19 protein-coding genes are annotated in these 18,713 nt (G+C 74.4%); 12 read left to right on the top strand and 7 right to left on the bottom strand.

Going from position 1 to position 18,713, the window contains the following annotated elements:
• Positions 1 to 204 precede the first annotated feature (204 nt).
• Positions 205 to 837, bottom strand: a complete 633-nt coding sequence (locus ACFWH7_RS15510) for a glycosyltransferase (RefSeq protein WP_378217567.1) — start codon at positions 835 to 837, stop codon at positions 205 to 207.
• A gap of 183 nt (positions 838 to 1,020) precedes the next feature.
• The gene (locus ACFWH7_RS15515; RefSeq protein WP_378217569.1) at positions 1,021 to 2,007 is read right to left on the bottom strand and encodes an SHOCT domain-containing protein; all 987 of its coding nucleotides are present in this window, start codon (positions 2,005 to 2,007) and stop codon (positions 1,021 to 1,023) included.
• Positions 2,008 to 2,164: 157 nt separating this feature from the next.
• Between ACFWH7_RS15515 and ACFWH7_RS15520 the strand changes: the two genes are divergently transcribed.
• On the top strand, positions 2,165 to 2,686 hold the full coding sequence (locus ACFWH7_RS15520; protein ID WP_378217571.1) for a hypothetical protein: 522 nt from the start codon (positions 2,165 to 2,167) through the stop codon (positions 2,684 to 2,686).
• Positions 2,687 to 2,746: 60 nt separating this feature from the next.
• On the opposite strand, the gene ACFWH7_RS15525 is transcribed toward ACFWH7_RS15520, so the two are convergent.
• A complete protein-coding gene (locus ACFWH7_RS15525) occupies positions 2,747 to 3,967 on the bottom strand; it encodes a saccharopine dehydrogenase family protein (protein WP_378217573.1) in 1,221 nt (406 codons plus the stop codon).
• A 129-nt stretch (positions 3,968 to 4,096) separates the two neighbouring features.
• On the opposite strand from ACFWH7_RS15525, the gene ACFWH7_RS15530 reads away from it, so the two are divergent.
• The 3 genes from ACFWH7_RS15530 to ACFWH7_RS15540 all read left to right on the top strand — a co-directional run bounded on the left by ACFWH7_RS15530 (position 4,097) and on the right by ACFWH7_RS15540 (position 5,553).
• A complete protein-coding gene (locus tag ACFWH7_RS15530) occupies positions 4,097 to 4,354 on the top strand; it encodes a hypothetical protein (protein ID WP_378217575.1) in 258 nt (85 codons plus the stop codon).
• Between the two features lie 81 nt (positions 4,355 to 4,435).
• Positions 4,436 to 4,822 (top strand): hypothetical protein, encoded by a 387-nt coding sequence (locus ACFWH7_RS15535; protein WP_378217577.1) that lies wholly within the window; start codon positions 4,436 to 4,438, stop codon positions 4,820 to 4,822.
• Between the two features lie 47 nt (positions 4,823 to 4,869).
• Positions 4,870 to 5,553, top strand: coding sequence for a VWA domain-containing protein (locus ACFWH7_RS15540; RefSeq protein WP_378217579.1), 684 nt, complete (start codon positions 4,870 to 4,872; stop codon positions 5,551 to 5,553).
• Here ACFWH7_RS15540 and ACFWH7_RS15545 read toward each other — a convergent pair.
• Positions 5,550 to 6,437, bottom strand: a complete 888-nt coding sequence (locus ACFWH7_RS15545) for an HNH endonuclease (protein ID WP_378217581.1) — start codon at positions 6,435 to 6,437, stop codon at positions 5,550 to 5,552. The two genes, ACFWH7_RS15540 and ACFWH7_RS15545, sit on opposite strands and share 4 nt — an antisense overlap.
• A gap of 31 nt (positions 6,438 to 6,468) precedes the next feature.
• Positions 6,469 to 7,764, bottom strand: a complete 1,296-nt coding sequence (locus tag ACFWH7_RS15550) for an FAD-dependent monooxygenase (RefSeq protein ID WP_378217583.1) — start codon at positions 7,762 to 7,764, stop codon at positions 6,469 to 6,471.
• Positions 7,765 to 7,945: 181 nt separating this feature from the next.
• Between ACFWH7_RS15550 and mug the strand changes: the two genes are divergently transcribed.
• The 6 genes from mug to ACFWH7_RS15580 all read left to right on the top strand — a co-directional run bounded on the left by mug (position 7,946) and on the right by ACFWH7_RS15580 (position 15,524).
• The gene (gene mug, locus ACFWH7_RS15555) at positions 7,946 to 8,551 is read left to right on the top strand and encodes a G/U mismatch-specific DNA glycosylase (RefSeq protein ID WP_378217585.1); all 606 of its coding nucleotides are present in this window, start codon (positions 7,946 to 7,948) and stop codon (positions 8,549 to 8,551) included.
• A 169-nt stretch (positions 8,552 to 8,720) separates the two neighbouring features.
• A complete protein-coding gene (locus ACFWH7_RS15560; protein ID WP_378217587.1) occupies positions 8,721 to 10,898 on the top strand; it encodes a family 43 glycosylhydrolase in 2,178 nt (725 codons plus the stop codon).
• A gap of 502 nt (positions 10,899 to 11,400) precedes the next feature.
• A complete protein-coding gene (locus tag ACFWH7_RS15565) occupies positions 11,401 to 12,300 on the top strand; it encodes a carbohydrate ABC transporter permease (RefSeq protein WP_378217626.1) in 900 nt (299 codons plus the stop codon).
• Positions 12,297 to 13,205 (top strand): carbohydrate ABC transporter permease, encoded by a 909-nt coding sequence (locus ACFWH7_RS15570; RefSeq protein WP_378217589.1) that lies wholly within the window; start codon positions 12,297 to 12,299, stop codon positions 13,203 to 13,205. The genes ACFWH7_RS15565 and ACFWH7_RS15570 overlap by 4 nt, the downstream gene beginning before the upstream one ends.
• A 154-nt stretch (positions 13,206 to 13,359) precedes the next feature.
• Complete coding sequence (locus tag ACFWH7_RS15575; protein ID WP_378217591.1) at positions 13,360 to 14,742, top strand: ABC transporter substrate-binding protein; 1,383 nt, start codon at positions 13,360 to 13,362, stop codon at positions 14,740 to 14,742.
• On the top strand, positions 14,739 to 15,524 hold the full coding sequence (locus tag ACFWH7_RS15580) for a glycerophosphodiester phosphodiesterase (protein WP_378217594.1): 786 nt from the start codon (positions 14,739 to 14,741) through the stop codon (positions 15,522 to 15,524). Before ACFWH7_RS15575 ends, ACFWH7_RS15580 begins: the two co-directional genes overlap by 4 nt.
• Before the next feature lie 94 nt (positions 15,525 to 15,618).
• Here the strand turns inward: ACFWH7_RS15580 and ACFWH7_RS15585 are convergent, their stop codons facing one another.
• Entirely contained in the window at positions 15,619 to 16,299 is a 681-nt protein-coding gene (locus tag ACFWH7_RS15585) for a hypothetical protein (protein WP_378217597.1), read from the bottom strand.
• A 174-nt stretch (positions 16,300 to 16,473) separates the two neighbouring features.
• On the opposite strand from ACFWH7_RS15585, the gene ACFWH7_RS15590 reads away from it, so the two are divergent.
• On the top strand, positions 16,474 to 16,899 hold the full coding sequence (locus ACFWH7_RS15590) for a ChaB family protein (protein WP_378217600.1): 426 nt from the start codon (positions 16,474 to 16,476) through the stop codon (positions 16,897 to 16,899).
• 82 nt (positions 16,900 to 16,981) lie between these two features.
• On the opposite strand, the gene ACFWH7_RS15595 is transcribed toward ACFWH7_RS15590, so the two are convergent.
• Positions 16,982 to 17,923, bottom strand: a complete 942-nt coding sequence (locus ACFWH7_RS15595; protein WP_378217603.1) for a ribonuclease Z — start codon at positions 17,921 to 17,923, stop codon at positions 16,982 to 16,984.
• 80 nt (positions 17,924 to 18,003) lie between these two features.
• Here ACFWH7_RS15595 and ACFWH7_RS15600 point away from each other — a divergent pair, with 80 nt between their 5' ends.
• A complete protein-coding gene (locus ACFWH7_RS15600; RefSeq protein WP_378217606.1) occupies positions 18,004 to 18,693 on the top strand; it encodes a histidine phosphatase family protein in 690 nt (229 codons plus the stop codon).
• Positions 18,694 to 18,713: the final 20 nt, after the last annotated feature.

Genomic DNA, 18,713 nt, shown 5'->3' on the forward strand with positions numbered 1-18,713 from the left:
GACCCGCACCCCCAGGTGCGGGCCCGGGCCGTCGTCGTGCTCGGCACCCTGGGGGCCGCCGGCCGCCCCCCGCGCTGAACACGACCTGAGGGTCGTTATCTGCTGCATAACGACCCTCATGTCGTGCTCGACGGCGCGTGAGGTCGTGCTCGCGGGCCGGGCGTCCGGTAACGGGCGGCGGGCCGTTCGACGTCGGCGCCCGGGTCAGGCGGGCGCGTCGCCGTAGACCGGGCGCGCGAACGCGAGGACGATCCCCACGCCGCCGCGCTGGGCCAGGCGCGCGCGGTCCTCGGGGTGGTCGAGCAGGTGCCGCAGCACGCGGGCCACCGCCTCGGCGTCCGTGACGTCGACCGTCTCCGGGTCCGGTCCGTGCTCGGGCCGACCCTGCAGCAGGTCCTCGCCGTCGGCGTGCCGGGCCCGGGCGCCGTCCCGCAGCTCGACGCGCAGCGTCGGGCGGGTCTCGCCCTCCAGGACCCGCACGCGTGCGACGTCCTCCCACCGCACGAGGACGCGCACCACCTCTGCGCGACCGACCGGCAGCTCGATCTCGTGCGGCCGCAGCACGACCGCCTGCTTCGACGGCCCGCGCACGTACATCACCAGCGCGGTGCCGAAGCCGAGCACCATGAAGCAGGAGACCGCCGCCGCGACCCCTTCTTCCTGGCGCAGCAGCCATATCGCGAACCACACCGACCCGCCGAACAGCACGATCAGGATGAGCAGGACGGCGAGGTAGTCGACGACCGGCGTCAGGCGCTCGCGACCCCGCACCCCGCCGGGGACGGCGGTCCACACCATGCCGGTCCGGTGCGGGGGGCGGGGCGGGCGGTTGCTCACGGGGGACAGTCTGCCGGGCCCCGGCCCGGTGCCGAACACGACATCGATGTCGTTGTGGGGCTCAGAGCGGCACGGATGTCGTGGTCGACGGCGCGCGGCGTCGTGCTCGACGGCGCGGCAGGGGGCCCAGCGACGCGCGCCCGGTCGGCCGGGTGCGCCGCCGTCGCTGCGTCGTCCGATCGGTCAGGACCCGCCGAGCAGCATCCGCTTCGCCGCGGCGAACTCGTCATCGGTCAGGGCGCCCGAGGCGTGCAGGTTCGCGAGCTCCGAGAGTGCCGCCGCGATGCCGTGCTGCACGGTGACCTCGGGAGCGCCCCCGCCGCGGGTCGTCCTCGTCGTGGTGGTCGTCGACGACGACGAGGACGCCGTGCCCGGCGTGGGTGAGCCCCAGGCGGGCGCGTCCTCCGGGGTGGTCGGGGTTCCCGTGCTCGCGGAGTCGGCGACCGGGGAGCCGGTGACGGGCGCGTCGGTGACGGTGGCGGACGCGGCGGACCGGGCGGCGTCGTGCAGGGCGCGCGTGCGGTCGCGGCGCGCCTGCACCACGACGCGCTCCGCGGGAAGGCGCCACACCACGACCGGGTCGCCGGGCTGCGGGACCTCCGACGGGAGCAGGTTCGTCACCGGCGCGAGGCGCGTGACCGTCGTCGTGAGCGCCCCGTGCCGCACGCGGACCACGCACTGCGCGACCCCGCCCGAGTCCGTGCGGTCGGTGATCGACGCCGTCACGACTCCCGTCTCGCGGACCGCGGCCTTGCGGTCGCGGTGGTACTGGGCGTAGAGCGGGGCGTCGTCGCGCGACCGCCGCAGCGAGCGCGCGTAGCCCGCCCACAGGGGTCCGAGGAACACCCACGGAAAGATCGCCCACACGACGTTCCAGAACCACGGGAAGAAGCCGTCGTGGTCCCACGCGTTGACCGTGACGAGCCAGACGAAGCCCCCGGACAGCAGCACGAGCAGCACGCCGTTGCGGATCTTCCTCCCGGCGCTCGACGGCGCGTCCAGGAGGCCGTCGGGCGTGCGCGGCAGGTCGTCGACGGACTCGTCGTTGCCCACCAACCGCAGGATGGCCCTGGGGTCGGCGGTCTTGCGCGCGAGAGCGGCGGACGGCGGGAGGGGCGGTTCGTCGTGCCGGGGGTCCGGGAAGGACTCACTCGTCATGTGGTCAGACATCACCCTGATCCTACGAGCGGGCCGCTGTTCAGCCTCCCTCCGACCAGCGGCTTGCCGACCGTCCGGCGCCGAACTCGGTCGACAGCGCCATGGTCGACGATCGATGACCGCATGCTCGGCCACGAGCGTCGCCGGGAGGCGTGGCAGGGTGGGCGGCATGACGACGCTCGCCCAGGTCCGCGCGGCCGCGCTCGCGCTGCCCGAGGTGGCGGAAGACGTGGCCGGCGGGACGGTCACGTTCAGCGTGCGCGGGCGACGGTCCGTCGCGGTGACCCGGGACGCCGTCGTGCAGCTCCGCCTCGCGGACGACGACGTCGCGCGCGTGCTCGCCGAGCAACCCACCGCTCGCCGGTGGACGCGCGGCGACCACCTGCTCGGGGTGAGCGTGCCGCTCGCCGACCTCGACGGCCAGCAGGCCAACCACTGGGTGCGGCGCGCGTGGATCGCCCGCGCGCCGAGGCGTCTTGCGGAGTCCCTCGTCGCGGCCGACAACGCGGAGCCGGGATCGGTCGGCAACCTTCCCGCCGCCATCGGTCGCCCGGCGACGCGCGCGCTCGCCGGCGCGGGGATCGTCACGCTGTCCGACGTCGCGCGGCTCGGCGACGCGGAGCTGCTCGCCCTGCACGGGGTCGGGCCCCGGGCCGTGCGGATCCTGCGCGAGGCGCTCGCGGCCGGCTGACCGCCGCGGCATCCGCGAGAGGACTCGCGCGTCGCCCTCGGCTGTTCCTGAGCGCGAGCTTCAGCGACCGGTCGTCACGGTGATGCCTGCCTCGCGGGCCAGCGCGAGGAGCGCGTCAAGGCCGAACGCCTGCACCGGGCCGAGCGCTCCAGTGCCTCGGGTCTCTCCCGCGGCGCCGCGGGCGGCGCCCCACGCGAGGAAGCGCGCGGTGAGGTCGTAGGCGTCGGGTCCGTCGAGCCGGACGCGGCGCAGGACCTCGCCGGACGCGCTGCGCGCGACCGCGAGGACGTGCGTGCGCGACGCCGCGCGGGCCGCCGCGTCCGGGCCGCCGCTCGAGCCGCCGCGCGACCGGGCGAACCGGCGCAGCGCGCCGCCCAGTCCGGGGATGCGCAGAGCGCCGGTCGCGATCGCCGTCGCCAGGGGCGCGAGCCGCACCGCGGGGCTGGTCACGCCCAGCGCGACCTCGACGTCGCACAGGTCTGGTGCGAGAGGCGGCAGCGTGAACGGCTCGGTGCCGCCTGCCGTGATGCCCCGCACACGACGTCCCGCGCCGAGGTCGAACGCGACGACGCGTGCCGCGACGCGCTCGGCCCGCAGGTGTCCGCCGCGCCAGGCGTACGAGGGTTCCAGCACCGTCTCGAGCGCGCTCGCGCGGGTCCCGCCGCTCACGCCGCCGCCGGTGGGGAAGTAGCCGATCTCCAGGCGCGCGGCGTCCGCACCCTCGTCCTGGAGCGCGAGCGCTCCGGCCAGGTTGCCCGGCACCCAGTCGTGGCTGAACGCCGTGAGCAGTGCTGCGCCGGCGCGTCCGGCGCGCGGGCCGAGCTCCTCGAACACGCGCCGGATGAACGCCGGCTCGCCCGTCGAGTCGAGGTAGACGGCGCGTGCGTCGATCGCCGCCTCGACCGCCGCGCCGCCGTGCCGGACGAACGGGCCCACCGTCGAGACGAGCACGTCGCCCGGCTCGATCAGCGCCCGCACGGTCCGCGGGTCGTCGACGTCCGCGACCGCGGTCTCGAGCGGCGGTCGGTCGGGGGAGACCGAGGTCGGACGCCCTCCCTCGGGAGAGCCCGTGGGCTCGGCGCTGTGGCGGGGTACTGCTGACGGCGCCGCGGCGGCGAGGTCGGCGGCGAGCGCGTCCAGGCGGTCCTGAGACCGGCCCGCGAGGACCGGCCGTGCTCCGCGCGCCACGAGCTCGTGCGCGACGAGCGTGCCCGTGTAGCCGGTCGCGCCGAGGAGCACGACGCGGCCCGTCGAGGTCGGGGAGGTCGGGGCGTCGGTCATGGGGTCGCCTTTCGCCGGAACCAGGGATCTCGCGAGACTACGGAGCGGCGTGGTGGCTCGCGCGTCGGCGGTGGCGATGCCCGCTCCGTGCCCGTGCTCGCCGGGGGCGCCGCGTGGTGTCCTGGCGATATGGACGCAGAGCCCGACGATGGACAGCGACCCGCGGGCGGGCTGCCCGAGGGTGGCGAGGCGCCCCAGGGTGGCGCGCAGTCCGACGGCGGTGTGCCGTGCGACGGCCGCGGGCGGCGCGACGGCGGTGGACCGTCCGACGGCGGCGGACAGGCCGACGGGCCTCGGCCAGGGCTGGTGGGCGTGCTGTGGTGCGTCGTCGCGATCGTGGCGGTGCTCGTGGTCGGTGTCGCGATGGGCATGCTCGACGGCCGCTGACCCGCACGGGGCGTCGTGTGTGCACGAAGTGAGCGCGTGAGGGTATTGCGTATGTGCAGTTACTGCACGTAGTCTGGACGCATGACCTCCGACCCGCAGCGACCCTCGCGACCCCGCCTCGACGCCGCCCGCGCAGCGCTCGACGAGGCGTCCGTCGCCGAGCCGGGCGCCGCCGTCGAGCCGCTCGCACGCGCCCGCGCGCTCCTCGACGTCGCGCTCGACGAGGCGATGGCGGAGGCGCTGCTCGCCGGGTCGTCCATGCGGTCCGTCGCCGAGGCAGCCGGCGTCGCCCCCAACACCGTGCCTCCGCGCCTCGCGCGGACCCCGGCGCTCGCGGGCTACTCCGGTCCTGACGGCCGCGTCTCCGCCGAGGGCGTGACGCGCGCCCGCTACGACCGCGAGCGGGGCACCCCGCCGCCCGAGCCGACGACCGCCGTCGAACCACTGAGGTTCCGCCGCCGCACCTGACCCGCCCGCAGCACCGTCCGCCCAGCAGCACGACGAAGGGAACCGCCATGCCCGACCAGACCCTCACCCACCTCGCCATGCTGCTCGACCGGTCCGGCTCGATGCAGACGATCAAGCAGGCCACCGAGCAGGGCTTCGACCTGTTCCTCGCCGAACAGCGCGACGCGCCCGGCCGCTGCACGGTCACGCTCGCGCAGTTCGACAACGAGTACGAGGAGGTCTACACCGACCTCGACGTGCGCGAGGTTCCGCCGCTCGACCTGCGCCCGCGCGGTATGACGGCGCTGCTCGACTCCATCGGGCGCCTCGTGCAGACGACCGCGCTGCGCATCGCCCAGCTTCCCGAGGACCAGCGGCCGGGCGCGGTGATCGTCGGGATCATGACCGACGGCCTCGAGAACGCCTCGAAGGAGTACACGCACGCAGCGATCAAGGCGCTCGTCACCGAGCGCGAGGAACAGTTCGGCTGGACGTTCCTCTACATGGGCGCCAACCAGGACGCGATCGAGGTCGGCGCGTCGCTCGGCGTGAAGCGCGAGCGGTCGCTCACCTACGACACGGCGAGCGTCGACCAGGCCTACGCCGCGACTTCGCGCAGCATGGCGGGCATGCGCACGGCCATGGCCGCCGGGGCGCCGCCCGCCGCGGCGCGCGACCAGCACGCGGTGTACTCGGAGGCGGACCGCGCGGCGGCGACCGGCTCGGGGAGTGGTGGCGCAACGGCAGGCTAGGCGCGGCCGAAGCGCTCGAAGCGCCAGGCGAGCAACTCTCGGTCGGGCTTGTCCGCGCGTCGACGCGGGAGGTTGATCTGCCGACCGTGCATCTCCTGGAGCCCGTGCTTGAGCATCGGCCCGTCGATCTCCTCGAGAAGCTTCACCACGATGCGGACCTCGTAGTCCGGCGTGACGCCCAGCATGTTCTGGTCGTACGCGGCGTGGTGGATCTTGCACAGCGCGAGCCCGTTGTTGACGGTCGGCAGCCCGCGCTCGTCGCTGTCGGGCACGATGTGCGCGGCGTCGAGGAGCGCACCGTGCTTGAGCGTGCAGATCGCGCACCGTGTCTCGTACGCGACCAGCACGCGTGTCCGGAACGCCGGCTGGTGCAGCCGCTGCTTGGCGAGCCGTCGGGCGTACTCACGCTGCGGCGTCGTGAGATGGGCGGGGTCGGGGATGAACCGGAACGCCTCGTCCAGCGCGATGAGGAACTGACCGTTCTCCGGCTCGTCGTCCACGACGAACACCGGTGCGACCGGTGTGTAGATGTTCGGGACTTCCTTACGAAAGAGGATGAGCGGCATCCCGCTCGCCATCGCCTCGCGCAGCTTCCGGTTGTCCCCGCTCCACGGGTCGCCGGAGCGGTACGCGTAGTGCAAGAGCCCGTCCTCGGACTCGGTGTCGTCGTAAGGGCCGCTCGCCGAGGTCACGATGGAGAGCGTCGACGAGAAGCTCCGGGGGTTGCGGATCCCGCGCGAGTAGTCGATGACCGGGAGCTTCTGGCCGTCGATGTGGAAGTCGAGCAGCTGGTCTCGACGAAGGAAGCCCCCGTTGGCCTCGGCCCGGTCCTGCACCCATTGGATGATGCGCACGCGGAGTGCGGCCTCGACGGCGGTGTCCATGGCGGGAGCTCACCAGATGAACGGCTCGAGCTCAAGCGTCGTCGCCGGACAGGTCCACCGCTTCGCCCTGAGGGGGTGCCCAGCCGAGCACGCCGCGCAGCGCCCGTGCACCGAGAGCGGCGCTCCACGGCCCGGCGAGGCGCACACCAGCGTCGCGGACTGCCGTCGCGACGGGGGAGACGATGCGCGACATCCCGGCCATCCGCGCCGACATCCGCATCACCTTCACGACGCGCGGGCGGCGCTCGCCCGACCACTGCCGCAACAGCTCCGGCACGGCGGCGGCGTCGGCCCCGCCCCGCGCGCCACTGGCTCCGGAGGCTGCGGCTGTCCGGGTGCCGGTGACGTCGCCCATGCGCACCCCGAGCACGACCGCGTCCTCGAGCGCCTGGCACCCGCCCTGCCCGACGTTCGGCAGCATCGCGTGCGCCGCGTCCCCGATGAGCGCGACGCGGCCGGCCACGAGCGAGGCCGGGGGCGCCGGGAGCTGTCGAAGCTCGTGGCAGAGCACCTGGTCGGGGGCGACGGACGCGAGCAGCTCGGGGATGGGCGCGTGCCAGTCGGCGAGCCGCTCCCGCAGCTCCGCGAACGATGCCGGCACCCCGGCCGCGTCCGCGACGGAGACGTAGGAGTACACGCGCCCGTCGGCGAGCGGGACGATGCCGACGACGATCCCGCGGCCCCATGTCTCGCCGCCGACGGCACCGCCCGGCTCGTCCGCCGGTGCTCCCGCGACGAGCCGCCATGCCGTCGAACCGCCCGAGACGGGCCCAGGCGCGTCCGGCCACCAGCGTCGCCGGGTCGGCGAGTCGATGCCGTCCGCCGCGACGACGAGCGCGGCCTCGATCTCCTCGGCGCGTCCCCTCGCAGCGTCCGCGCCGAGGTCGACGGCGGGGCGCACCCGAACACGGGCCAGCCGGCCCGCGTCGCCGGGGTCCACGACGGCGGCGTCGACGCCGAGCCGGAGCGCGCCGTCGGGCAGGGCGTCGGCGAGCATCCCGACGAGCTGAGCGCGGTGGAGCACGAGGGTCTGGTCGCCGAAGCGCTCGCTCGCGGCGGACGCGTTCCCGCGGACGAGCCAGCGCCCGTCCGGCTGCCGTAGCCCGACCTCGCCCTGGAGTGCGGCGAGGTCGCGCAGCCGGTCGCCGAGCCCGAGCGCACCGAGCGCGCGCACCGCGTTGGGTGCGACGGCGATCCCCGCCCCGACGGGTTCGAGCGACGACGCGCGCTCCAGCACTGTGACGGCCCAGCCGGCGCGCGCGAGAGCGACACCCGACGCGAGCCCTCCGATCCCGCCGCCCACGACGACGGCCCGTGTCCCATTCATCGCACGCCTCCGGTCACGATGCCGACGCTACCGTCTGGCCGACGACGAGACCCACAGCGAGCGGGCCAGCCGCTGGGCGCCGGGACCTCCGAGGGCGGGCTCCCGAACGTCGTGTCGCCCGGAGTGAGCGCCCTGGAGCTCAGGCGTGCGGACGGGGCGACCGGGCCGCGACGATGGTCGCGTGCCGACCGACTCGCCCTCCTCCCGCCCGAGCGACCCGCCGTACCCCCGCCCGACCGCCGACGACCTCACCGCCGCACGCGGTCGTGAGATCGAGGACTGGCTGCGGCCGGACCTCGACGTGCTGTTCTGCGGGATCAACCCCGGGCTGTACTCGGCGGCCGTGGGGCTGCCGTTCGCCAACCCGGGCACGCGGTACTGGAAGGCGATGCACGAGGCGGGTTTCACCGACCGCGTGCTGGGGCCCTGGGAGCGCGACGCGTTCCTCGACGCCGGACTGGGCATGACGAACATCGTGCGGCGGGCGACCGCCCGGGCGGACGAACTGACGCCGGAGGAGGTCGTCGCGGGCGGGCGTCGCCTCGTGGAGACGGGGGAGAGCTACCGGCCCCGCTGGGTCGCGGTGCTCGGCCTCGGCGCCTACCGGACGGCGTTCGCCGACCGTCGCGCCGCGGCAGGCCTGCTGGAGCGGCGCATCGGACCGGCGCGCGCGTGGCTCCTGCCCAACCCGAGCGGCCTCAACGCGCACCACACGGCCGCGACGCTCGGCGCGGCGTACGCGGAGCTGCGCCTCGCCGCGGGGCTGCCCGACCGTCGTCGGACCTGAGCGCCGCGGCACGGGCGGAACCGTCGCCCGCCGCCACGGGCGGCGGCGCCTGCAAATTGTTGACTCTTGCGAGAAGTTGTTGACTTGTGTGAATCGGCCCGGGAGACTCGAAGCCCCGTGGTCGACGCCGTCCCGGGTTCTTGCCCCCTCATCGTCGAGAGGACACCCGATGAAGCTCTCCTTGTCCCGCGCGCGCTCGCGTGCCACCGCTGTCACGAGTGCGCTGGTCGCGCTCGGGCTGGCGGTCTCGGGCGCGGCCGCCGCCACGGCGGCGCCGGCCCCGGCGAGCGTGCCGGCCGCGGCAGCCGCCGTGGCCGAGCCGACGATCTCCCCGGTCGTCGACGCCAACTTCCCCGACCCCGACATCCTGCTCGTCGACGGCGTCTACCACGCCTACGCGACGAACCATCAGGGCCAAAACGTGCAGCACCGCACGTCGACGGACCTGGTCTCGTGGAGCGCGCCCACCGACGTCGCGCCCGACCTCGGGCCCTGGGTCAGCGAGTCGTGCACGTTCGCGCCGGGCGGCGCGACCGACCGCTGCGTGTGGGCCCCGGAGGTCTCGGCGGTCGAGGGCGGTTACGCCCTCTACTACACGGCGCGCGACGCGACGTCGCCGCGCCAGTGCCTCGGCGTCGCGCTGTCCGACACCCCGGACGGCCCGTTCGTCCCCGTCGGCGACGACCCGATCGTCTGCCCCAACGGCGAGGCGGGCACGGAGGACCTCGGCGGCGCGATCGACGCCGCGACGTTCGTCGACGGCGACCAGCTCTACCTGCTGTGGAAGGCCGACGGGAACTGCTGCACGGGCAAGACGGCGATCATCTTCGCCCAGCCGCTCTCGCCCGACGGCGCGACGCTCACCGGCCCCCCCGTGGAGCTCATCCGCGTGGACAAGGCCTACGAGGGGCGCGTGGTCGAGGGCCCGACGCTCCTCGAGCGCGACGGCACGTACTACCTCTTCTACTCGGCGAACGACTTCGGCGGGGGCGGCTACCGCACGTCGTACGCGACGGCGTCGAGCCTGGCCGGTCCGTGGACCAAGGCGACGACCGAGCTGCTCACGAGCGACCGCTTCCAGGGCGACGTGCGCGGCCCGGGCGGGCAGGACATCGTCACCGCGCCCGACGGCTCGGACGCGATCGTCTTCCACGGCTGGAACGAGGCGTTCACCTACCGCGCGATGTACGTCGCGGACCTCGAGTGGACCGCCGACGGCGTCCCGTTCGTCCCGCAGGCGTCCGACCGCTACCAGGCGGAGGACGGCGTCGTCGCGAACGCGCGCGTCGTGGCCGACGGCGGGGCGTCGGGCGGGGCGAAGGTCGGCGGCCTGGACTTCGCGGACTCGTCCGTGACGGTCGAGGTGCACGCCGACGAGGCGGGCCCGGCGCTCCTGGGCATCCGGTTCGCCAACGGGTCGTTCGACGGCTCGACGCGCGTGCCGTCGACGAGCGCGCTGGCCGTCAACGGCGAGGTCACGGAGACCGTCGTCTTCCCGCACACCACGTGGGGCAACTGGCAGACCTCCGAGCACCTCGTGGACCTCGTCGCGGGGACCAACACGATCACCCTCACGCGCGGGACGTTCTACACCGAGCTCGACGCGTTCGACGTCTACCCCGCGACGCGCGACCCACGTCCGTCGGCCCCGCCCGTCATCCCGTCCGACGCGACGCGGTACGAGTTCGAGGACGGCGTCATCACGCGCGGGTCCGTCGGGAGCGCGGCGGGCGCGTCCGGCGGCCAGAAGGTCGGCGGGCTCGACTTCCTCGACAGCTCCGTCGCGCTCCAGGTCCACGCCGACGAGGCGGGCCCGTACACGCTCGGGATCCGGTTCGCGAACGGCTCCGAGCGGGGCGGCTACACGCTCGCCTCGACGAGCACCGTCACGGTCAACGGCGCCGACGCCGGCATCGTGACGTTCCCGCACACGACGTGGGGCAACTGGCAGTCGGTCACGCACCAGGTCGAGCTCCAGCAGGGCTGGAACACCGTCGCCCTCACCAAGCTCACCTGGTACACCGAGCTCGACGCGCTCGACGTCTTCCCGGCCGAGGTGCCGCCCGTCGACCCGCAGGTCACCGTCACCGCGCAGCCGCGTTGCCTCGGTGGCACTCCGTACCTCGCCGTCCGCGCGACGAACGGCGGCGACGAGACCGTCGCGATCGCCCTGCGGACGGAGCACGGCGAGCGGTCCTTCGCCCAGGTCGACCCGGGCAAGAACGCCTACCAGTCGTTCAAGGCCCGCGGCGCGCTCGGCGCGGGCGAGGCGCTCGTCGTCGTCACGGACGTCTCGGGCACGACGACGGAGGTGACCGCCGCGTACGACGCGCTCACCTGCGCGTAGCGCACCCCAGCGACGCCCGCGGTACCGCTCGGCCGATGAGCGGCACCGCGGGCGTCGTCGTGCGGTGAGGCGTCTCGGCCGCAGGTGTCCGCGACGTGGCCGCTCCACAGGCTCAGGTGGCACGTCGGGCACGAGGTGATGAACGTTGCCCGAAGCCTCGCCCTGCACTCGGACATTCAGGGATCAAACCGGCAGGGCTGCTTCCTATGCTCGCCGTGGCCGCCCACCCGCAGGACGGGTGCCGCGCCGGCCGTGACCACCTCCCTCGTCCGAGCGGATCTGTGCTGTGACCACCGTCTTCACCCCGGGCTCCCCGGGTTCCTCCGGCGCGCCCCGCGCGTCCTCGTCGCCCGCCGCGGCCGACGACACCTCGGCCGGCTCGCCCGCGGCCGACCACTCCGCGACCGTCACGTCGGCGGCCGAGCCCGCCGCACGACCGGCCGGCGCTGACGCCACCACCGACGGTCCGCCGTCGGGCCCCGCCGACCGCGAGGTCCAGGCGCTGCACCGCAGCCGCCTGGGCGCGCGGCGCCGTCGGCGGAACCTGCTGTGGGCGCTGCTGCTCGCGGGCCCGAACGTCCTCCTGCTGCTGGTGTTCGTCTACCGCCCGCTGCTGCAGAGCTTCTACCTCTCGACGCTCCAGTGGAACCTCGGGTCGCCGGTCGCGCGGCCGGTCGGGCTGGGCAACTACGTCGAGTGGTTCACCGCCCCGACGACGGGCCGCATCGTCACGACGACGCTCGTCTTCACGCTCGCCACGGTCGGCGGGGCGATGGTCCTCGGCCTGGGCCTGGCGCTGCTCCTCAACCGCCGCCTCAAGGGCCGCGGCGTCGCCCGGACCGTCGCGTTCGCGCCGTACGTGCTGTCGGGCTTCGCGGTCGGGATCCTGTGGCTGTTCATGTTCGACCCGCGCTACGGGCTGGTCCAGGAGCTGCTCGGCTGGGTCGGCGTCGCCTCCCCGCAGTGGTACACGCAGCGCCCGTGGCCGCTCGTCATGATCGTCGTCGTCTACCTGTGGAAGAACCTGGGGTACGTGGCCCTCATCTACCTCGCGGGCCTCCAGTCGGTGCCGCAGGACCTGAAGGACGCGGCCGCGCTCGACGGCGCGTCGTCGGCGCGGACGCTGCGCTCGATCGTGCTGCCGCTGCTCACCCCGACGACGTTCTTCCTCGTCGTGACGATGCTCCTCGCGTCGCTCCAGTCCTTCGACATCATCAAGGCGATGACGCAGGGCGGGCCCCTCGGGTCGACGACGACGCTCATGTACTCGATCTACGAGGAGAGCTTCGTCAACGGCCGGGCCGGGTACGCGTCGGCCGTCGCCACGGTCCTCTTCCTCGTGCTGCTCGCGGTGACCGCGGTGCAGATGCGGTTCGTCCAGCGGAAGGTCCACTACGCATGAGCGCCGTCGCTCCCACCACGACCGGGCGGCCCGAGGCCGCGCCCGCCACACCCGCCGCGCTCGCACCCCGCACCTCGCGTGCCCGACGCCGCGGCCTCCAGCCCGGCGGATACCTCGCCCTGGTCCTCGCGACCGTCGTGCTCGGCGCGCCGCTGGTGTGGATGGTGCTCGCGAGCATGAAGACGCCCGCCGAGCTGTACACCGTCCCGCTGCAGTGGCTCCCGGGCAGCGTGAACCTCGACAACTACGCGCAGGCCGCGGACTCGATCCCGCTCGGGCGGCTGCTCGCCAACAGCGTCGGGATCACGGTCGTGGGCGCGGGGCTCAAGGTCGCGCTGGGCCTCACGTGCGCGTACGCGCTCGTGTTCCTCGACTTCCCGTTCAAGAAGGTCGTGTTCGGGCTCGTCATCGCGACGCTCATGATCCCGCCGCAGATCACGATCATCCCCAACTACACGCTCGTCGCGAGCCTCGGGTGGCTCAACACGTACCAGGGCATCCTCGTGCCGGGCCTGGCGAGCGCGTTCGGGACGTTCCTGTTCCGCCAGCACTTCCTCACGCTGCCGCGCTCGATCCTCGAGGCCGCCGAGCTCGACGGCGCGGGGCACTGGCGCAAGCTCTGGCGGTTCGTCGTGCCGATGAGCACACCGACGCTCGCGGCCGTCGCGCTCGTGTCGGTCGTGACGGAGTGGAACGACTACCTGTGGCCGTTCCTCGTCATCGACCGCCCCGACAAGATGACGCTCCCCGTCGGCCTCACGCTGCTCCAGAACACCGACGGCATGACCAACTGGGGCGTGCTGCTCGCCGCGACGGTCGTCGTGACGCTGCCGATCCTCGTCGTCTTCCTCGTCCTCCAGCGCCGCCTCGTCGCGGGCCTCACGGCCGGCGCCGTCACCGGCTGACCCGCCCGCGCCGTCGTGCCCGACGACGGCGCCCACCCGGGCGGGCCGCGCACCCGTGCGCCCGCCCACCACCACCGAGCTCCCCGGTCCGCCCGCAGCGGTCCGGGTTCCCCGAAGCGCACCGAGACCCGGTGCACGACCTGAAGGAGCACCTGTGTCCCACCGCACCGCACCCGGCGCGCGCCGCCGTCGGGCCCGCGCCGCCGCCACCGCCGTCACGGCGGTCACCGCCCTCGCGCTCACCGCGTGCGCCGGCCCGAGCGTGGCCGGGGCCGACGGCGCCGGCACCGCGGGCGACGAGGCGACGGCCGAGGCCGTCGACTGGTCAGCCGTCGAGCCCGCGTCCGAGATCACGTGGTGGAGCAACCACCCCGGCACGTCGCAGGAGATCGAGCAGGAGCTCATCGACCGGTTCGAGGAGGAGTCCGGCATCACGGTCAACCTCGTGACCGCAGGCGCCAACTACGACGAGGTCGCGCAGCGCTTCCAGGCCGCGTCGCAGACCGACGAGCTGCCCGACGTCGTCATCGCGTCCGACGTCTGGTGGTTCCGCTACCACCTCAACGACCAGATCCTGCCGCTCGACGACGTGCTCGAGTTCGTCGAGGCCGACGCGGACGACTTCCAGCCCGCGCTCTACGCGGACTACGAGTACGACGACCAGCACTGGGCCGTGCCCTACGCGCGCTCGACGCCGTTGTTCTACTACAACAAGGACCTGTGGACGGCGGCCGGCCTGCCCGACCGCGGCCCCGAGACGTGGGCCGAGCTCGAGGAATGGGACGCGTCCCTCAAGCCGCTCGTCCCGGCCGGCGGCTCGACGTTCGGCCTGTCCACCGGGCCGTCGTGGGGCGCGTGGTGGTTCGAGAACATGATCTGGGGCCAGGGCGGCGCGTACTCCGACGGGTTCGACCTCACGCTCGACTCGGAGGAGTCGATCGCGGGCGGCCAGTTCCTGCACGAGCTGTTCCACGAGAAGGGCGTCGCGACGCTCTCCGCGGACGACGCGATGGTCGACTTCTCGTCGGGCCTCATCGCCTCGACCATCGGCTCGACGGGCTCGCTCAAGGGCGCGCTCGACGCGGCGTCGTTCGAGGTCGGCACGGCCTACCTGCCCGACGGCCCGGCGGGCGGCGGCACCCCGACGGGCGGCACCGGCCTCGCGATCCCGTCGTCGAAGTCGCCCGAGCAGCAGCTCGCCGCGGCGATGTTCCTCGCGTTCCTCACGAACACGGAGAACACCGCGTACTTCTCGCAGAACACCGGGTACATGCCGGTGCGCACGTCGGCCGTCGAGTCGGACACGATGAAGGCCATCTACGAGACGACGCCGCAGTTCCGCACTGCCGTCGACCAGCTCGCCGACAAGGCGCGCATCCAGGACGACGTCCGCGTGTTCGTCCCCGGCGCCGACGCGCTGCTCAACGAGGCGATCGAGCAGATCGTCATCGAGGGCGTCGACCCGGCGACCGCGTTCGAGTCCGTCACGCCGCGCATCGAGACGGCCTACACCGAGAACGTGGAGCCCTACCTGTGACGGCCACCGCGCTCGCGCCCACGGGCACCGCGCCGGAGCGGGTCGCGCGCCCGCGCGTGATCGCGCACCGCGGCAACAGCTCGGTCGCGCCGCAGAACACGCTCGCCGCGTTCGAGGCGGCGTGGCGGGCCGGCGCGCACAGCATCGAGATCGACGTGCAGCTCACGGCCGACGGCGAGCCCGTCGTCATCCACGACGACACCGTGGACGCGACGACGTCGGGCAGCGGGACGGTCGCGCGGCTCGACCGCGCGGCGATCCGGGCGCTGGACGCGGGCTCGTGGTTCTCCCCGGCGTTCGGGGGCCAGCGCGTGCCGACGTTCGCCGAGGTGGTCGACCTCCTCGTGCGCCGCCCGGGCACGGACCTGCTGCTCGAGCTCAAGGGGGCGTGGACGCCCGAGCAGGTGCGGCGCGTCACGGGGCCCATCCGGTTCGCGGGGATCGCGGACCGGGTCGTCGCGCAGAGCTTCTGGCCCGAGACCGTCGCGGCGCTGAGGGATGCCGACCCGGGCCTGCGCCGCGGGCTGCTCGTCGCGTCGCTCGACGACGACGTGCTCGCGCGGTGCGCGGAGCTCGACGTCGTGGCGTGCAACCCGATGGGCCTGCTCCTCCTGGAGGACACGGGCCTGGTGCAGCGCCTGCACGACGCCGGTCTCGACGTCGCGGTGTGGACGCTCAACGAGCCCGCGCACTGGGCGGCGGCCGTCGAGCTCGGGGTCGACGCGATCATCACCGACCGCCCGGACCGCCTCGCGGGCTGGCTCTCGGCCCGCGGGGTCTGAGCGGACCCGTCCCGCTGCCGAACCCGGGGTTCCTCCTCACGCCGCGTGCGTCATGGGGAGGAACCCCGGGTTCGGCGTCTCGTGTGGTGCCAGGTCACCGCACGACGATCGTCGTGACGACGTCGGTCACGCTCGGGCGGCGCGGGGTCGAGCCGAAGCCGAAGCGGACGGGTGGGTCGACGTCGCGCAGGTCGCCGAGCGGTTCCCCGTCCCACGTCGTCTCCGCTGCGACGAGCGCGTGGACGTCGGTCGCGCCGTAGTGCTCGACCCTCCCCGGCCCGGCGCTGCCCCGCGTCCGGACGCCGCGCAGCAGCACGCGCGCGATCGGGTCGGTGAGGACGGTCAGGTGTCGCGACGTCGCGAGGGAGCGGGGCACCGCGCGCAGCACGTGCCCCACCGACGTCCGCGGCCCGACGACGAGCCGCGCCTGGAGCGGCCCGGCCACCACACGCCAGTCCGGCCGGAGGACCCGGCTCGCCGCTGCGCCCGCCACGCTCTCCCGGCCGGCGGCGGGCGCGACGCCGGCCGCGTCGGCCGTCTCGTCCATCACGGCGACCGGCGTCAGGACGACGCGGTCGAAGCGGTAGGTCGACGCGACGAGGTCCGCGACCCGCGGCGACGGCGCGAGCAAGAGGCGCTCGCCGTCGGGGCGCTCGACCATGACGTCGGCGAACGCGCCGAACGGCGACGCGTCCCAGCGGCCGACGACGACGCGCGTCCCCGACGCCGTGCCCCACCCCGCGATGCGGCCATGGAACCGCAGGACGCTCGACATCCCGGCAGCGTAGGTCTGGGACCTCGGGCACGCTCCCGCTCCGAGGGCGGCCGCGCCCCACTCGCCCGCCGCGCCTCTCTCGCCGGCGGCACCCCGCTCGGCGCGCGAACCCCAGCGCGCGGCGCGAGGCTCGGAGGAGGCGGCGACCGCCGTCGGGCAGCAGGAGGTGACCCCGTGCCGAAGACCACGCGCGACGGCGACGCGAAGCAGTCCGAGATCCCGAGCACGCTGCAGCGCTCTGACGAGAAGGCGCAGCGCACGTTCGCCAAGGCCTACGACGCCGCGAGGGAGCAGTACGGCTCCGAGGAGCGCGCGCGGCGCGTCGCGTTCGCGGCGCTCAAGCACACGCACGAGAAGATCCGCGACCACTGGGAGCCCAAGGACGAGCCCGGCCCGTCCGACGAGCGGGCCGAGGAGGGCGGCCTCGACTCGACCACGGACACCGCCGGGGGCGTGGACGCCGACGCGACCAAGGCGCACCTGCTCGACGTCGCGCGCCGCCTGGACGTCGACGGACGGTCGACGATGACGAAGGACGAGCTCGTGGAGGCGATCCAGCGCGCCAACGACCGCGCGACCCGCCGCGCCCGTGGCGACTGACCGCCGTCGTGCACGACCACGGTTCTACCTCGCGAGACCAGGGTTCTATCTCGCGAGGTAGAACCGTGGTCCGGCCGGGGGATCAGGCGGGGCGGCGGCGGTGGGGGACGCGGACGCGGTCGAGGTCCTGCGCGACGGTGAGCTCGCCGTCGAACACCTCGCGCGCCTCGCGCCAGAACTCCGTCGGGTCGGGGTAGCGCTGCGAGAAGTGCGTGAGCACGAGCGACCGGACCCCGGCCTCGGCCGCGACCGTCGCGGCCTGCCGGGCCGTGAGGTGGCCCCAGCGCTCGGCCTGGTCCCGGTCGCGGTCGAGGAACGTCGACTCGATGACGAGCAGGTCGACGCCGTCCGCGAGCCGGTGCACCGCGTCGCACAGGCGCGTGTCCATGACGAACGCGAACGACTGGCCGGGGCGCGGCGCGCTCACCTCGTCGAGGGTGACGGTCCGGCCGTCGGGAGAGACCACGGTGCCCGCGCGCTTCAGCACGCCCACCGCCGGGCCGACCAGGCCGTGCCGCGCGAGGAGCGCGGGGTCGAGCGACCGGCCGTCGGGCTCGTCGAGTCGGTAGCCCATCGCCTCGAGCGTGTGGTCGAGCCGCTCGGCGCGCAGCGTGAAGCCCGGCTCCGGGCGGCCGGGCACGGCCGGGACGACGCCGCCGGTCGTCAGCGGCTGGAGCTCCAGGTGGCCGCGCCGGAAGTGGGCGCTCGCGTCGAGCAGGTGGTCGACCCACCGCTGGCCCGACGCCGGGTAGGTCACTCCGATCGTGTGCCGCACGCCGTCGCCGCTGATGCGCTGGGAGACGCCCGCGAGGCCGAGGCTGTGGTCGCCGTGCAGGTGCGTGATCGCGATGCGCGTGAGGTCGGTCGCGGAGACGCCCGCGTACGTCATCTGCCGCTGCGTGCCCTCGCCGGGGTCGAAGAGGATCGCCTCGTCGTCCCAGAACAGGACATACCCGTTGTGGTTGCGCATGCGGGTCGGGACCATGCTGGCCGTCCCGAGGACGACGAGCTCGCGGCGGGACATGGCCCCAGCCTGCCACGGCGCCTCTGCTCGACGGGTGGCTCGTAGGGTGGCAGGAGACCGCCCCCGAGATCCGGAGAACCATGCGCCTGCTCCTCGTCCGTCACGGACAGACCCCGTCCAACGTCGCCGGCCTGCTCGACACCGCCCTGCCCGGCCCGGGCCTCACCGCGCTCGGCGCGCGGCAGGCCGCGGCGATCCCGGACGCGCTCGCGGACCGCGTGGTCGACGGCGTGGCGGTCTCGACGCTCGTGCGCACGCACCTCACGGCGGCGCCGCTGGCCGAGCGGCACACCTACGACCTGCTCGAGCTCGACGGGTTCCGCGAGGTCGACGCGGGCGACCTGGAGATGTCGGGCGAGCACGACGATCACGCCATCTACCTCGAGACCGTGTTCGCGTGGGGCCGCGGGGAGCCCGGTCGTCGGATGCCCGGCGGTCCCGACGGCGCCGAGTTCCTCGCCCGCTACGACGACGCCGTCGCGAGCGTCGCGCGCACCGGCTGGGAGACCGCCGTCGTCGTGTCGCACGGCGCGGCGATCCGCGCGTGGGCGTGCGCGCGGGCCGCGGGCGTCGACGTCGACCGGCTCGCGTGGACGCCGCTCGCGAACACCGGGCTCGTCGAGGTCGAGGGTGACCCGGTGTCGGGCTGGCGCTTCGTGGGGGTGAGCGACGGGCCGCTGGGCGGGGCGTTCCTCGACGACCTCGTCGCGGAGGACCCGACGGGCGAGTCCGTCGCCGAGGAGGAGCGCCGCGCCGCGGCGGACGACTGACTCGCCAGGCACATCGCACG

The organism is Cellulosimicrobium cellulans (assembly GCF_042723955.1).
Lineage (GTDB): Bacteria > Actinomycetota > Actinomycetes > Actinomycetales > Cellulomonadaceae > Cellulosimicrobium > Cellulosimicrobium cellulans_H.

Excerpts from the sequence above, each read along its gene's own strand:
- ACFWH7_RS15525 (WP_378217573.1), bottom strand. The coding sequence starts at position 3,967 with ATGACCGACGCCCCGACCTCCCCGACCTCGACGGGCCGCGTCGTGCTC.
- ACFWH7_RS15570 (WP_378217589.1), top strand. The coding sequence starts at position 12,297 with ATGAGCGCCGTCGCTCCCACCACGACCGGGCGGCCCGAGGCCGCGCCC.
- ACFWH7_RS15550 (WP_378217583.1), bottom strand. The coding sequence starts at position 7,764 with ATGAATGGGACACGGGCCGTCGTCGTGGGCGGCGGGATCGGAGGGCTC.
- ACFWH7_RS15515 (WP_378217569.1), bottom strand. The coding sequence starts at position 2,007 with ATGTCTGACCACATGACGAGTGAGTCCTTCCCGGACCCCCGGCACGAC.
- ACFWH7_RS15540 (WP_378217579.1), top strand. The coding sequence starts at position 4,870 with ATGCCCGACCAGACCCTCACCCACCTCGCCATGCTGCTCGACCGGTCC.
- ACFWH7_RS15520 (WP_378217571.1), top strand. The coding sequence starts at position 2,165 with ATGACGACGCTCGCCCAGGTCCGCGCGGCCGCGCTCGCGCTGCCCGAG.
- ACFWH7_RS15585 (WP_378217597.1), bottom strand. The coding sequence starts at position 16,299 with ATGTCGAGCGTCCTGCGGTTCCATGGCCGCATCGCGGGGTGGGGCACG.
- ACFWH7_RS15560 (WP_378217587.1), top strand. The coding sequence starts at position 8,721 with ATGAAGCTCTCCTTGTCCCGCGCGCGCTCGCGTGCCACCGCTGTCACG.
- ACFWH7_RS15600 (WP_378217606.1), top strand. The coding sequence starts at position 18,004 with ATGCGCCTGCTCCTCGTCCGTCACGGACAGACCCCGTCCAACGTCGCC.
- ACFWH7_RS15545 (WP_378217581.1), bottom strand. The coding sequence starts at position 6,437 with ATGGACACCGCCGTCGAGGCCGCACTCCGCGTGCGCATCATCCAATGG.
- ACFWH7_RS15535 (WP_378217577.1), top strand. The coding sequence starts at position 4,436 with ATGACCTCCGACCCGCAGCGACCCTCGCGACCCCGCCTCGACGCCGCC.
- ACFWH7_RS15530 (WP_378217575.1), top strand. The coding sequence starts at position 4,097 with ATGGACGCAGAGCCCGACGATGGACAGCGACCCGCGGGCGGGCTGCCC.
- ACFWH7_RS15595 (WP_378217603.1), bottom strand. The coding sequence starts at position 17,923 with ATGTCCCGCCGCGAGCTCGTCGTCCTCGGGACGGCCAGCATGGTCCCG.